Here is a 14,150-nt window from a genome sequence, read left to right as displayed (position 1 = left end):
CACATATGGCAAACTGGCTCGATGCCGTGATCAGAACCTGACCCTAAACGCCAGCCCAACCAATGGTGCAGTGTCATACCTTTGCCGACTGATTTCTACTCCGTTCGCATCATCTAAAGTCAGGCGGCCATCAAATTCTGCGCCCGCAAACACGCTCATTGAAACCCCAGGATTCGGATTGTACCCAAGAGAAAGAACTACAGGGATACTCTTATCTTCACCCACCCCATCCGGGGCGAGGCCATCCCCATCTAACCTGAAACGAATTCTCTCTGAGCGTGCGGTCAACGAAAGGTCGATAGCCTCATTTAGAGCGTAGCTCAGCGACAACCCGGGGCCTTGCGTTGCTCCGACACCAGAGCCAGTGTTCAAATTCCAGCGGTCATTTATGTCCCAGTCGATAAGCAGAGCCGGAAAAAAATCAGTACCGCTTTCGTCAAATTCAGAAAACGCGCCAAAGGCCGGACCTATCGTTAGGCGCTCGTTCAGTTGCCATGCAATACCTGCAAAAACACCGTAGGTTCTACCGTCAGATGAGGAGGCCCCGCTTTGGTAGTCCCACCTAATCTGTGGCGAAACAAAAACCGTTGTTGTATCCCCCACACGAAACCGGACAGGAACAGCTACGCGAAGGTCCCGGATGTTTTCCCAAGGCTGGTTGTTAGATTGGCTGAAATTATAATCCAGCTTGCCAAAGCTGGTGGAAAGCCCAACGCTGCTTCCGCCTTCTAGATTGTAAAGTGCGGTAGCACGTAGAAACGCTCGACTTGCAGAGAACTTCCCACCGCCACTCAAATCCGCATCCCCTTGAAACGCGGCAAGCCCATCAACCTGATACGCCCATCCTAACCGAGGCTGGGCAGCCGACGGAAACGCAGTGAACCCAAGAAAAACAAATCCAAAGCAGCACGTTAGAAGAAGATTTTTCATCTGACATTTTCCACGTGAGATTGGTTTCCTTTTGGGATGCCATTGCTGGACGAGCGGTTCAAGTCCTATACCCGCACAATCATCTGAGTGCTTGCGTTTTGTGATGAATGGGTAGAGTGATCCGGCTGGAGCGGTTTTTCATGGCAGGAGTTCCTCGATCTTGTTCGTAATGGACGCCGAAAGCGGATCAACGGTCGACCTGTAGGTTTCTGCGACTGTGCCATCGGGACCGATCAAGACCTTGTTGAAATTCCACCTTGGCACGAATCCTTCCTCCTCTTTCAAGGACCGGAAGAAAGGGTGAGCGTCAGGGCCGGTCACGTGTGTTATCACGCCCATCGGCAAATCGATTCCGTATTGCAGTTCGCAGAAATCGCGCACTTCGTCGTTGGTGGCCAGTTCTTGCTTGAAGTCATCCGAAGGGACCGCGACAACAACCAATCCGCGGTTGCGATACCGATCATAAAGGTCTTGAAGCCCCCGGTATTGACGGGTGAACGCGCATTGGGATGCCGTATTGACAACTAGAACCGGTTGACCGTTCCAATCTGACAAAGACAAGGTTCCCCCGTCAATCGAGTCAAACTTCGCGTCAAGTTCAAGGGCGCGCACTTGTTCGCCTAGCAATAGCAAGCCGCAAAGCACAATTATCCGTAACATTCCACACCTCCATTTTCATAGTTGGATACGGAAGAACAATGCGGACGGATTTCATTTTGTGGACATAGCGCGCGGGCCGCGTGCAACTGCCGGCGGTCGCAACTCAGAGATAGAAAATTGGGGAAGTTCGAAAGCTCAATTCAGGCCCATTTTCAAAAATTATCTTGTTCCTCAGTGGCAACGTCAAAATGGCTTTACCCGAATATATTTGAAATCGATCGTCGCTGGGACGCAGAAAATCATACCAGAACTAGTAATGCACTCAGCACTTTGAGAAGCGCAATACTGTAATTTGAACCTCTGTACTTTGAACTTCCGCGCTACGACGGGCTTTAGACGCAATAAAGAAGAAGACGTTTTCTGCAGGCTAAACAACGCCTGCATTGCTGACGTGGTCGCTTTCAATACCGGGCAGATATCTACCCGTGGATCAACGCTGAAGGGTCAATCAATTTGCTGGCAGCAGCTGTGAATTCGGCAATCACAATTTGACTTTTCCTTTGTTAGGCAGACTTCTACTTGCAGATCATTTTATTGAAACTGAACCTTGGTCCAAAACAGTTGAAAGAAACTACAATGTCGCACACACCTCGATCCTTTTCTCACATAGGGCTTTCTGTGCCAGACGTTGATGAAGCCGTAAAATTTTATTCTGAGGTATTTGGCTTCTACGTCATCATGCCGCCGACAGACGTTCTCGAGGATGATAGCGATATTGGTGTAATGTGCACGGATGTCTTTGGACCAGAATGGAAAAAACTGCGCATAGCTCACATGGCGACTGCGGATCGTGTTGGGATTGAGATTTTCGAGTTCGACGGGAATTATGCGCCTGAAAACAACATGGACTACCGGCGCAATGGGACATTTCACTTTTGCATCCAAGATCCCGACGTGGAAGGTCTGGTGGAAAAAATCGTAGCGGCAGGGGGAAAGCAGCGGATGCCCATTCGTTACTATTATCCGGGCGATAAACCTTACCGGATGGTCTATGTTGAAGATCCATTCGGTATTGTGTTCGAACTATACAGCCATTCCTATGAATTGACGTATTCGTCCGGCGCTTACAATTGAGAAACAATTCAATTTGAAGGCTGCTTTGGCTCCAAATAACCGTTCTCTGCGTTGCAGCGCCTCTCAAGTTTTTGAGCGACTGCTTTGAGGTCTGAGCGATCGCTAGTTTCAATTCGCTTCAACGACCGCTTTGCGGACAAACCTGCCGTTCGTTGAGGTCACTCTCAAGATTTAGCCAAACTCGGGAGATTGGGCCAAAGATCACTGTTTTCTCCACGAAGATGCATCAACGTTGGTCGCTCGACTAATAGACAAGACCGCTTATGGATCTGTAACGCCAATCTCGCTCAATGCTTCACCCGCAGCACTGCTTGGCTGGCTGATACCTAAAATAGTGCTCAGAGTGACGGCCACGTCCACCGTGGAAACGGGACGGCTGACGCGAGTTGGTTTGATACCTGGACCCGCGAAAATGATTGGAACATGCGTGTCGTAGCGCCAAGGCGAACCGTGCATTACGGCAATTGGACCTTCCTCGAAGAGAAATGAATAAGGTGTCTGAACAACATAAATGTCGCCAGAACGTGTTGGGTGATAGTTTCGCCGAATGTGCTCCTCAAGGGTATGCCCTCGTTGTTCAGCAAACGGTTCAGTTGGCATCGCAAGCTCAATGCCCGGTGCAGCCATCAAGTTTTCGACGATGCGTCGCTCGATAACACGCCTGTCGGCGCCTGACGCTTCAATCGCGGCATTGTCCAGATATACGTAAGGACGAAAAAAGAACTGTATTGCGGATTCCACTCCGAACTCATCGGCGATGACCGAATTCAAATCTATCATCAATGCTTCGGTGGAGTTTCGGAATGTCGAAAGCCCGGCCTCGGCCATCTCCTCTGGCGCTTCCGGCATGCCATGGTCGGCGGAAAGCACGTACAGCACATTCGCACGCCCAACCTCTTGATCCATGAACTCAAAGAAATCTGCCAGTGTCTCATCCAAACAACGCACCATTTCTTCATTTTCTAGGCTGGATGGTCCGAAGAAATGGTTGGTTGCGTCTACACCTGAAAAACTGACGCTTAGGTAGTCGGGCCATTCGTCATTACCGAGCCCTTCCTCTTTGACCACAGTTTTCGCGAAATTGGCCGTGATCCGGTCCCCATGTGGCGACAACAAGACCTGTGTGTAGTAGAGACCGTCGTCCGGCTTCCCATAGAAATGCGGGAAAGTGCGACCGAACGTGCCAAGGTTCGTTACGAAGGAGCGTTCAATTCTTTCCATTATGTAAGGTGCGTCTGAACACTCCGGCCACCACTCACTTTCGATCTTCGCATCTGCGGGGCGCTTAGAGTTCCAATCGAGAACCCAATCAGGATACGCGTCGTAGTAAAATTCACTTGTTTCAAACGCTCCTGTGGCCGTCGACAACCAAAAAGCCTTTCCAGAGTGTCCCGCCATTGCAACCGCTGAACGGTCTTTACCAGATACGGAAAAAACTTTTGATCGCCCAACATTGGCTTTTACCAGTTCATCTCCGAAAGTCGTCGCCAACAAGTTAACGGGAGAACGTCCCGACGTCGCAGCGGCGGCTTGCGTCGGGTCGACTTGTTCAACGTTTCCACCGAAGCCAGGGACTGGCAACATCGGGTAGTCCGGATCTTCAATATTGTAACCCAATCGCTCTTCAGCCCTGTTGAACCAGGCATTACCAATCATTCCATGTTCGGAAGGATGGGCGCCAGTAGCGAGGGTCGCGTGACCAACGATGGTTTCGGTGTTGGCGTGACGATGATGAGCGTCAGTGTACCAGACGCCGCTTTCCATAAGCCTTTTGAAGCCGGCTTCGCCGAAGGCGGCCTCATAACGAGAAATCAAGTCTCCGCGCAGTCCATCAATTGTGATTTGCACAACGAGGCGGATGTCTTCCGTTGCACTAGCTGCCGTCGTGGAAATTGAAAAAAGAAGTGTTGAGACTAAGGCAAATGATCGCTGCATCTATGACCTCATAGAACTATCCAATTCTCTAAATACCAGCATCTGCGTCCACCGACTACTGAGGGTCATTAAGAAGCTCTTTTGAACTTCCGCTTTGGGCTCAAAGCAGTCTTTCGCCGCGTAATGCATGAATGACCGCTGTGCGGACTAAACTGACGTTTAACGAATTGACCGCGCGGGTATGGGGATCCCACGCGGCCAGACAAGATGAAAAATCGCGCGCTTTCACTCACGCCAAATACCATAGGAGCATAAATTCACCGGCTCAACGAAATGCCGGCGATGGGTGCTTTGGAGGCCGATATTTAAACAGTAACGGCATCAATAACGTCCAACAGATCCCTATTGTTCCGGTCAATTTGGCAAAAGATGCTCGGGAGATTATCAGTCGACGTTTTTACGCGCTTAAAGGTCTGCTCCGATGGCAGAACTCAATTGGACGCTACGTTTGCCGGCGATTCCAAACCTGAGATTTCGAGGATCAATTTTCGACGGATTGCTTCTGCAAGATCGTCTTCATTCGCCGCAGTTACGACAAAGGCGCCGATACCACCGATTATCTGCTGTTGGTAGATTTCGGCGAGATCCGGATAACGGCCCGGCGTGTCGCAGAACCGGCAAAGGATTGGAAGCCCGTTGATCGTTATGCCAGACGCAACCACTTCTTCTCGTGCGGTTGATATCGCGGGTCCTGAAAAACTGTTCGGGCTGTCACCCGAGAAATCTATAACTTTTCGCCAACCTTCAAATTCGTTCTGCTCTATGAGCCTCTTGGCGTCGAGCAAGGCTGCCCCGATTGCATTTCGCCCATAGGCTTGCCGAGGCGGGCCTATCAATGCTTCTGCAAATACCTGTGCGCTTTTTGCTCCATCGATTTTGGTCCAATCGACAACAATTGCGGTATTCGCAGCCCACTCAACATAGGTCACCGCTATGGCGCCATAAGCTGTCTCCTGTATTGCAGCAAGCACGCGAGGATCGGTGATTGCGTTAGCGTATCCTTGGCGCTGAAACTCGATTTCCGCCTCGGTTATTGAACCAGACGCATCTGCCAACAAAACGAGTTCCAGTTCCACCTCTTCGGAGAGAACAGGCAAACCAAACAGGATGAATAGTACGGACAGGATGCGCATACAGAAAGGGTAGCGTATCTCTACAGCTTTGAAACCACTTAACGCTTGATAAGGGATACTTATCGAGTGTGATAGAGGTTTTTGGACTCATCTGAAGTAATGAGCGAAACGCCCTGTTTTTGCATGAAAGGCAGTTTTCCGAACAACCGAAAACTTTGCAACGGAACCACTTGGAAACTGTATTTACGAGGTGTTCTGATTAGCCCAATTTCACTGAGATTTGAGGAGTGCGCTTGCATGTTTTAAATATCTGAACAATCTGCGAGTAGGTTTGTGGTCGTTTGCAGATCACTTGAGAAATGCCGATCCATCTTAATGAACCCGCATGAGAGATCAGGAGGCCAGATGGCGCAGTCACACGATCCCGAGCAGCCCGTTGCCCTGTCGCAGGACCCGCACAAGCTTCGGGACAGCGGCGAAAAGAACCTGGAAACTGCGATTGGGCGCGAGATCAAGGCCCTGCGTGTGCAACAGGGCACAACGATTGCTGAATTGGCGGCACTGACCGGTCTGTCCATCAGCATGTTGTCCAAGATTGAAAACGGCGCGACATCCGCGTCGCTGACGACGCTGCAGTTGCTGGCAAACGCGCTTAGCACTCCGATCACTTCATTCTTTCGTCGGTATGAGGAAACGCGCAATGCCGTGCATACCAAGGCTGGTAAAGGGGTCGAAACCGACAGGGCCGGTACACGAGCCGGGCATCAATACAATCTGCTAGGCCATTTGGGGGCCAATGCCAGTGGCGTGGTTGTCGAACCTTACCTGATCACGCTGACAGAAGAATCGGACAGGTTCCCAACCTTTCAGCACGACGGAATCGAAATGTTGTACATGCTCGAAGGTGAGGTGGATTACCGTCATGGTGACGATATCTATTCGCTGAAACCGGGAGACACGCTGTTTTTCGACGCAGACGCGGCGCACGGGCCCGAGGTTTTGGTGAAACTTCCTGCCAAATACCTTTCCATCATCTCTTATCCGCAAACGAGTTGATGCGTCTTGCATCGTCCCGACAAGCCCGAGGTGCGTCTTTCGGACCCGCTGTGTCGTGCTTGTGGTTTAGGCACAAATATTTCCCTCCAGGAAAAAATATTTCTTGAAGTTGTTTTTTGATTTTTGGCCTGCTAGCGTTCCTCACGGCGAAATTTCAGAGGGCAAAAGCCATGTGCGGAATTGTTGGCCTTTTTTTGAAAGACAGGGCATTAGAGCCTGAGTTGGGTTCAATGCTGACGGACATGCTGGTCACGATGACGGACCGTGGCCCGGACAGTGCAGGTATCGCGATATATGGGGCCGAGGCGGACGGCGCAGTCAAGCTGACCGTGCAATCCGACACGCCAGAGGCGGATTTTGCGACCCTTGCCGTGGATCTTGGGGCCGCCATTGGTGCCGAAGTGACCCTGCGCGCAAATTCCACGCATGCGGTTCTGGAGTTGGCCGGTGACAAGGCTGACCAAGCCCGCCAAACGGTGCGAGAGTTACGTCCGGGTTTGCGGGTGATGTCGGATGGCGCGGCCATCGAGATTTACAAAGAGGTTGGCTTGCCCCGCGATGTGGCCGACCGGTTCAGCCTGTCCGCCATGAGCGGCAGCCACGGAATAGGTCACACCCGCATGGCCACCGAATCCGCCGTGACCACCGAAGGCGCACACCCGTTTAACACCGGGTCGGATCAGTGCTTGGTCCACAATGGCTCTTTGTCTAACCATAATGCGCTGCGCCGGAAGCTGAAACGCGAGGGTGTTCGGGTTGAATCCATGAATGACACCGAGGTTGGTGCAGCTTATCTGACGTGGAAAATGCAGAACGGTTCAACGCTGGGTGAGGCGCTGGAGAGCAGTCTTAAGGACCTCGATGGCTTCTTCACTTTTGTTGTGGGCACCAAAGATGGGTTCGGGGTGGTGCGTGATCCCATTGCCTGCAAGCCCGCAGTGATGGCCGAAACCGATAAATACGTGGCTTTTGGTAGCGAATACCGCGCGTTGGTCAATCTGCCCGGTATCGAAGACGCCCGCGTCTGGGAGCCCGAGCCCGCCACTGTCTATTTCTGGAGCCACTGAGATGCAGACCTATGATGTTGCAGAAAACGGCCTGCGGGGTTTGAATGCGGCCCTTCAGGCGCAAAGCGACGAAACGAACCAAACCAGTTGGGAAGTGCAGAATCCAAAAGGCAGCCACGCGATTGCCGTGGGTTTGGACGCACCGATCGAAGTGACCGTCAAAGGCTCGACCGGGTACTATTGCGCAGGGATGAACCAACAGGCGACCATCCGGGTTGAGGGCTCGGTCGGGCCGGGAGTGGCCGAAAACATGATGTCTGGCACCGTTGTCGTGGAAGGCGACGCCAGCCAATGTGCGGGCGCGACCGGGCATGGTGGGCTTCTGGTGATCAAAGGCAATGCCAGCTCGCGCTGCGGGATTTCGATGAAAGGCATCGACATCGTTGTGCATGGCAATATCGGCCATATGTCCGCGTTCATGGCACAAGCAGGCAATTTGGTTGTGTGCGGCGATGCAGGCGATGCGCTTGGAGACTCGCTGTACGAAGCACGGCTGTTTGTGCGTGGCTCGGTCAAGAGCCTGGGCGCGGATTGCATCGAGAAAGAGATGCGGCCTGAGCATATCGAAATTTTGACTGACCTACTGATGCGTGCCGGATCGGACGCCAAGCCCGAAGAGTTCAAGCGCTATGGCTCGGCGCGTCAGCTCTATAACTTCGACGTCGACAACGCTGCCGCTTACTGAGGATGAAGGGTATGAAAGACATGGATCAGACCATCCCCCGCACCATGCCGATTCAGTCGGCGACCTTTACAAATCCGATCAACGCGGAAATCCGACGGGCGGCGGCCACAGGTATCTACGACATTCGTGGTGGCGGTGCGAAACGCAAGGTGCCGCATTTCGACGATCTGCTGTTTCTGGGGGCGTCCGTCTCGCGTTATCCGCTGGAAGGGTACCGTGAGCGGTGCGATACCTCGGTGACGCTCGGTACACGTTTTGCCAAAAAGCCGATTGAGCTGGATATCCCTATCACGATCGCGGGTATGAGCTTTGGTGCATTGTCCGGTCCGGCAAAAGAGGCTCTGGGCCGGGGCGCTTCGATGGCTGGGACGTCAACGACCACCGGTGACGGTGGCATGACACCCGAAGAGCGCGGGCATTCTTCGAAGCTGGTCTATCAGTATTTGCCGTCGCGCTATGGCATGAACCCCAATGATCTGCGCAAGGCGGATGCGATTGAGATCGTCGTAGGGCAGGGGGCCAAACCCGGCGGCGGCGGCGTGCTGCTGGGTCAGAAGATCAGCGACCGCGTGGCTGAAATGCGTACCTTGCCCAAAGGGATTGACCAGCGTTCGGCCTGTCGTCACCCGGACTGGACCGGGCCGGATGATCTGGAGATCAAGATCCTCGAACTGCGTGAGATCACCGGCTGGCAGGTGCCGATCTATGTGAAGGTCGGCGCGACGCGGCCCTATTATGACACTGCGCTGGCGGTGAAAGCCGGGGCCGATGTCGTGGTGATGGACGGGATGCAGGGCGGCACCGCAGCCACGCAGGACGTGTTCATCGAACATGTCGGCATTCCGACGCTGGCCTGTATCCGCCCTGCTGTTCAGGCGTTGCAGGACCTGGGTGTGCACCGTGAGGTGCAACTGGTGATCTCGGGCGGTATCCGCACCGGGGCCGATGTGGCCAAGGCGATGGCATTGGGCGCGGACGCGGTGGCCATCGGTACTGCAGCCCTGATCGCTTTGGGCGACAATGACCCGAAATGGGAGGCCGAGTATCAGAAGCTGGGCACCACAACCGGGGCCTATGACGATTGGCACGAAGGGAAGGACCCTGCGGGCATCACCACGCAGGATCCGGAACTGGCTGCGCGTCTGGATCCGGTCGAGGCCGGTCGTCGCCTGCGCAACTATCTGAAGGTGATGACCTTGGAGGCGCAGACCATCGCACGCGCCTGCGGTCACAATCACCTGCACAATCTGGAGCCCGAGGACCTCTGCGCCTTGACGATGGAGGCGGCTGCGATGGCCAAAGTGCCGTTGGCGGGCACCGACTGGTATCCGGGCAAAGCTGTGTTCTGAACTGCAAACAATACGAAGGCGCGGCCCAAAAGGGCGGCGCCTTTCTTCTTTGAACCAACTGGGAAAGGGAAGGTGACCATGACAACAGATCTGGCAGCTTTCGCTAAGGAAAAAGGCGTCAAGTATTTCATGATTTCGTTCACCGATCTGTTCGGTGGGCAGCGGGCCAAATTGGTTCCTGCGCAAGCGATTGCCGACATGCAACAGGAAGGGGCGGGTTTCGCGGGCTTCGCCACCTATCTCGACATGACCCCGGCGCATCCCGACATGCTGGCTGTGCCTGACCCGTCTTCGGTCATCCAACTGCCGTGGAAACCCGAGGTCGCCTGGGTTGCGGGAAATTGCGTTATGGAGGGCGAGGATGTCGCCCAAGCACCCCGCAACGTCTTGCGCCGCCTGATCTACGAGGCCGCCGCCGAGGGTATGCATGTGAAAACCGGTATCGAGGCCGAATTCTTCCTACTGACCCCGGATGGTGAACAGATCAGCGACCCGTTCGATACCGCCGAAAAGCCCTGTTACGACCAGCAGGCGGTGATGCGCCGCTATGACGTGGTGCGCGAGATTTGCGACTATATGTTGGAACTGGGCTGGGGTCCGTATCAGAACGACCACGAGGACGCCAACGGTCAGTTCGAGATGAACTGGGAGTTTGATGATGTTCTGAAGACCGCCGACAAACACTCCTTCTTCAAGTTCATGACCAAATCGGTGGCCGAGAAGCACGGCTTCCGCGCTACTTTTATGCCTAAGCCGGTCGAAGGTCTGACGGGCAATGGCTGCCATGCCCATATCTCGGTTTGGGATGCGCCCGGTGCGGATGCCACAACCAATGTGTTTGCCGGTAAAGGTGACGGTCCAACGGGCGAGGTTGGCCTGAGCGAGAAGGGCAAGCATTTCCTCGGCGGGATCATGAAGCACGCCAGTGCGCTGGCGGCGATCACCAACCCGACCGTGAACTCCTACAAACGCATCAACGCGCCGCGCACGATGTCAGGTGCCACGTGGGCTCCGAATACCGTAACATGGACGGGCAACAACCGCACCCATATGGTTCGCGTTCCCGGGCCGGGCCGGTTCGAGCTGCGCCTGGCCGATGGCGCGACTAACCCGTATCTGCTGCAGGCGGTGGTCATTGCGGCAGGTCTGTCGGGCATTCGGTCAAAGGCCGATCCGGGCCGTCGCTATGACATCGACATGTATGCCGAAGGCCACACCGTGGACGATGCACCGAAACTGCCGCTGAACATGCTGGATGCGCTGCGTGAATATGACAAGGATGGCGCATTGAAAGAGGCGATGGGCCTGGAATTCTCCGCAGCCTACCTGAAAATGAAACATCAGGAGTGGAACTCTTTCGTCAGTCATTTCTCACGCTGGGAAAAAGAGCACACGTTGGATGTCTAGGGGCAGGCTCAGAGGATTTTGTCTACGCATGACTAGATCAACAAGATCTTCCGCCCCCGCCATTGTCAACTCACAGCAACTTCATACCGCCACGCCTGTTCCGATGCATTCAGCCTATTGGCCGGCTACACCGATGAAATGGTGGCGTGAACCAGCCTCCGCCAAAGAAGCACAATCTGCCGCCAACAACTTGGCAATACCCTCTAAACTGACTGACTGTAGAATAGAGAGAGTATCCCCGCAAAGGCTGGGAAGAACATCCAGGCTTTGAAGGACTCGTCCGCTTTTGGCTGGACCGCCACATGATGTTCCGTCGGCTTTTGGAAATGCTGACGACTGAAACCAAGAAACATTTGGACCAAAAAACGGACCGGATGGTCTTCAAGGCGCACGTAGCAAAGCTTGGCTCGATGTTGGTTGGAGAACTGAACGGTCATCACAATATAGAGGACGCACACTACTTCCCTATATTGGCGAAGAAAGACTTCCGGATTAAGCGCGGCTTCGAAATCCTTGACCGTGATAACCACGCTTTGGATGATGTCTTGCATCGGTACGTTAAAGCGGCGAACGCCGCGATAAATGCAAAACTCCAATCTTCTCGAGAGATCCGCAAGTTTCTCGAAGAGACGAATAGACTTGAGAGTATGTTGTCTCTCCATTTGATTGACGAGGAAGAACTTGTAGTTCCGGTGATCCTTAAGCATGGCGCGGGCGGTTATGCCAACGCTCACCACCAACTTCTGATTGAGCATCCAGCAACTGTATATTGGAAACTTATGGCCGCAAACAACGCTGCTTTTGGTCAGCTAGGATTAACGCCCGCAAAGGGCTCAGAGCAGCCGTTTGCTGGGCTCTGTTCGAGTGACCCCTACGCGGACAATGCCGTCATTCAAAATTCGCCCACGCAGCGTCAATCTCTGGTACGACACGAAAAGCTTGAAGGGTCCCGGGGGTCACCTTTGCCGACATAAACTGCGACTTGTGGATAGGCGCAAACAGGTCTGGCACCGGCAGGCTGACCCTTATCGTCTAGCCAATAGGCTATGATATCGTCCGGTGCCTCACCCGTCTCCGCCCAATTATCGATCTCGGATAGGAAATTCACCCAAGAAGGACCAGGGCCACCAAAACAGTGCTCCACTCCGGGCATCATGAACAGTCGGATATCCTCGGCGGCACTGGGATCATGTGCAAGAACGGCGTCATAGTAGCCAACCATAGCCAGCCCGGATTGTGCGTTGTCGGACCAGCCGGAATACAACAGCATCTTGCCACCGCGCCTACGAAACTCAGACAGATCGGGGTTCGTCGCATTTAAGGTTTCCGCCGCTGCTGACGAATCCTTCGCGAAGGTTCTGAAATCGAAATTCTCGTATGTCCAGTTCGGGTCGTGATAAACGAAATTCTGCATGATCCCATTGCCGAAGCTGAAGAATGCGTTCGGCGAGACCGGAGCCTCGAAACCGCCAGAACCGACACCTTCCTGAAATTCTCCTTCAGCTTCCAGATATTTTAGCCCACCGGTCAGCCAACGACTCCAGCCGCCTTCGGCAGTCTCACCGCCAAACGGAAATCCGTAATAAAGTTGATTTCCGTCAGCGTCCTTTAGTCCTTCGTAGACAACTCTAAATGCTGCTACTTCCTCCGCGCTCAAACAGTCTCCGTTTTTTTCAGCCGCGCATTGCAGGCTGGTCACGTTGAATTGGCACTGACGCGGGTCACTGAGAATACCGTCCTCGAGCCCTTCTAGCGCGTCGCAAGCAGCCAGATAAGAACTCTCGACCAGTTCCTGAGCTTCTGGACCGACAACCGCTTGTTCCAAGTCCCTGGGGTCCGGGTACATGACTCGATTGATACTGGTCGCCTGCATAGCTATCCCCGTCCAATCAATGGCATAGGCCCCTGCAGCGACCGCGTCAAAATCTTCGGGATAACGTAGAGCGGACATGATTGCCTGACCTCCACCCCGCGAGCAGCCCGTAAAGTAGCTGCGGGAGATTGGCGTCTCGTAGTAGGAGTTTATTAGGGTTTTGGCGGTAACCGCTGTTCGGTGTACTGCCAGATGCCCGAAATTAACCAGCGCTTCCAAATCATTGAGGGCCCAACTGGAGTCCGCTGGGTGGCCTTGATGCCCCGTATCGGTGCCGACCGTCGCGTACCCAGATTGGAGCGCACCGTACAGAAGCGCAGTATTCATCACTGATCCGACAAAACCGCCCCCGCCACCCATGACGAATTTGCCATTCCAGCCGTCTGGTAGAAGAAGCTCAAAATGTATCCTGCCGCCGATCACACCGTTGACCGAGCAATGCGCGGCCGGGTCCTCCGAGGCCTGCACGACAAGATAGTCGACATCCGGAAGCGGGAGAAGCGCGTCCAAGTTACACGCCGGTTGGCTCCAAGCGGCTACAGGGGCATGCAACGCAAAACCTGCCACGACGATTTTTGCCAAAACTTTTAACATGCCTTCCCCTTCCTCTTGGATTTGCCATTGGGATACTAACCTCAAACGGCAATCGTAAAAATGGGGCTCTGACATAAGCTTTACTGGGCTCGTGTCGCCGTCTGCGGTGCGTAGTCTGAAAGTTTACAACGGGCTCTACCCAGTCCGTCGCAGCACTAGACATGAACATCTGCTTTGCCCCGCCATCAAAGCCAAGCCAACCGCCAGCACCAGCCCCCCCGTCAGCCCCCCCGGAACCGATCGTCAGCGGTCGTCTCAGCGGCAGTGGACGGTCGATCTAGCGGTAAAATGCCCCGTGCTCACTCGTCCTTCGTCCTCGTTCCGCCCCCGAAACCGCCCCAGTTCCGGTCACCGGTCGGAAAAGCTCTTAGGTTTCATCGGGCGGCAAGGTTTCCTACCACCCCAGCCAGCTCATCAGAACATGGAACAACGACAGGCACTTGGGTC

Annotated in this window: 12 protein-coding genes and 1 pseudogene; 8 read left to right on the top strand and 5 right to left on the bottom strand. The window is 54.1% G+C overall.

The window, feature by feature from the left end; genetic code table 11:
• Positions 1-30 precede the first annotated feature (30 nt).
• Positions 31-930, bottom strand: a complete 900-nt coding sequence (locus GS632_RS20105) for a hypothetical protein (RefSeq protein ID WP_253282851.1) — start codon at positions 928-930, stop codon at positions 31-33.
• A 138-nt stretch (positions 931-1,068) separates the two neighbouring features.
• Positions 1,069-1,590 (bottom strand): glutathione peroxidase, encoded by a 522-nt coding sequence (locus GS632_RS20100; protein ID WP_171181866.1) that lies wholly within the window; start codon positions 1,588-1,590, stop codon positions 1,069-1,071.
• A 576-nt stretch (positions 1,591-2,166) separates the two neighbouring features.
• Here GS632_RS20100 and GS632_RS20095 point away from each other — a divergent pair.
• On the top strand, positions 2,167-2,664 hold the full coding sequence (locus GS632_RS20095) for a lactoylglutathione lyase family protein (RefSeq protein WP_170412909.1): 498 nt from the start codon (positions 2,167-2,169) through the stop codon (positions 2,662-2,664).
• 261 nt (positions 2,665-2,925) lie between these two features.
• Here GS632_RS20095 and GS632_RS20090 read toward each other — a convergent pair whose 3' ends face one another.
• Positions 2,926-4,599, bottom strand: a complete 1,674-nt coding sequence (locus tag GS632_RS20090; protein ID WP_171237171.1) for an alkaline phosphatase family protein — start codon at positions 4,597-4,599, stop codon at positions 2,926-2,928.
• A gap of 431 nt (positions 4,600-5,030) precedes the next feature.
• Positions 5,031-5,732, bottom strand: a complete 702-nt coding sequence (locus GS632_RS20085) for a DUF1194 domain-containing protein (protein WP_171238766.1) — start codon at positions 5,730-5,732, stop codon at positions 5,031-5,033.
• A 345-nt stretch (positions 5,733-6,077) separates the two neighbouring features.
• Here GS632_RS20085 and GS632_RS20080 point away from each other — a divergent pair, with 345 nt between their 5' ends.
• From GS632_RS20080 to GS632_RS20055, 7 genes and pseudogenes are all read left to right on the top strand, one after another.
• Positions 6,078-6,728, top strand: a complete 651-nt coding sequence (locus tag GS632_RS20080) for a helix-turn-helix domain-containing protein (RefSeq protein ID WP_171238765.1) — start codon at positions 6,078-6,080, stop codon at positions 6,726-6,728.
• A gap of 170 nt (positions 6,729-6,898) precedes the next feature.
• A complete protein-coding gene (locus tag GS632_RS20075; RefSeq protein ID WP_171238764.1) occupies positions 6,899-7,795 on the top strand; it encodes a glutamine amidotransferase family protein in 897 nt (298 codons plus the stop codon).
• 1 nt (position 7,796) lies between these two features.
• Positions 7,797-8,480 (top strand): protein GlxC, encoded by a 684-nt coding sequence (locus GS632_RS20070; protein ID WP_171238763.1) that lies wholly within the window; start codon positions 7,797-7,799, stop codon positions 8,478-8,480.
• A gap of 20 nt (positions 8,481-8,500) precedes the next feature.
• Entirely contained in the window at positions 8,501-9,829 is a 1,329-nt protein-coding gene (locus GS632_RS20065; RefSeq protein ID WP_171722387.1) for an FMN-binding glutamate synthase family protein, read from the top strand.
• A gap of 78 nt (positions 9,830-9,907) precedes the next feature.
• Entirely contained in the window at positions 9,908-11,236 is a 1,329-nt protein-coding gene (glnT, locus tag GS632_RS20060) for a type III glutamate--ammonia ligase (protein WP_171238762.1), read from the top strand.
• A gap of 3 nt (positions 11,237-11,239) precedes the next feature.
• Positions 11,240-11,386: pseudogene (locus tag GS632_RS22225) on the top strand (IS6 family transposase); the annotation flags it as partial.
• A gap of 140 nt (positions 11,387-11,526) precedes the next feature.
• Positions 11,527-12,210 (top strand): hemerythrin domain-containing protein, encoded by a 684-nt coding sequence (locus tag GS632_RS20055; RefSeq protein WP_256368736.1) that lies wholly within the window; start codon positions 11,527-11,529, stop codon positions 12,208-12,210.
• Here the strand turns inward: GS632_RS20055 and GS632_RS20050 are convergent.
• Positions 12,150-13,703, bottom strand: coding sequence for a tannase/feruloyl esterase family alpha/beta hydrolase (locus GS632_RS20050; RefSeq protein WP_171722374.1), 1,554 nt, complete (start codon positions 13,701-13,703; stop codon positions 12,150-12,152). The two genes, GS632_RS20055 and GS632_RS20050, sit on opposite strands and share 61 nt — an antisense overlap.
• Positions 13,704-14,150 lie beyond the last annotated feature (447 nt).

The sequence above is a fragment of the Ruegeria sp. HKCCD7296 genome (assembly GCF_013110775.1).
Lineage (GTDB): Bacteria > Pseudomonadota > Alphaproteobacteria > Rhodobacterales > Rhodobacteraceae > Ruegeria.
The sequence above is the reverse complement of the archived record's forward strand: the minus strand, read 5'-3'. Positions and strand labels throughout refer to the sequence as shown.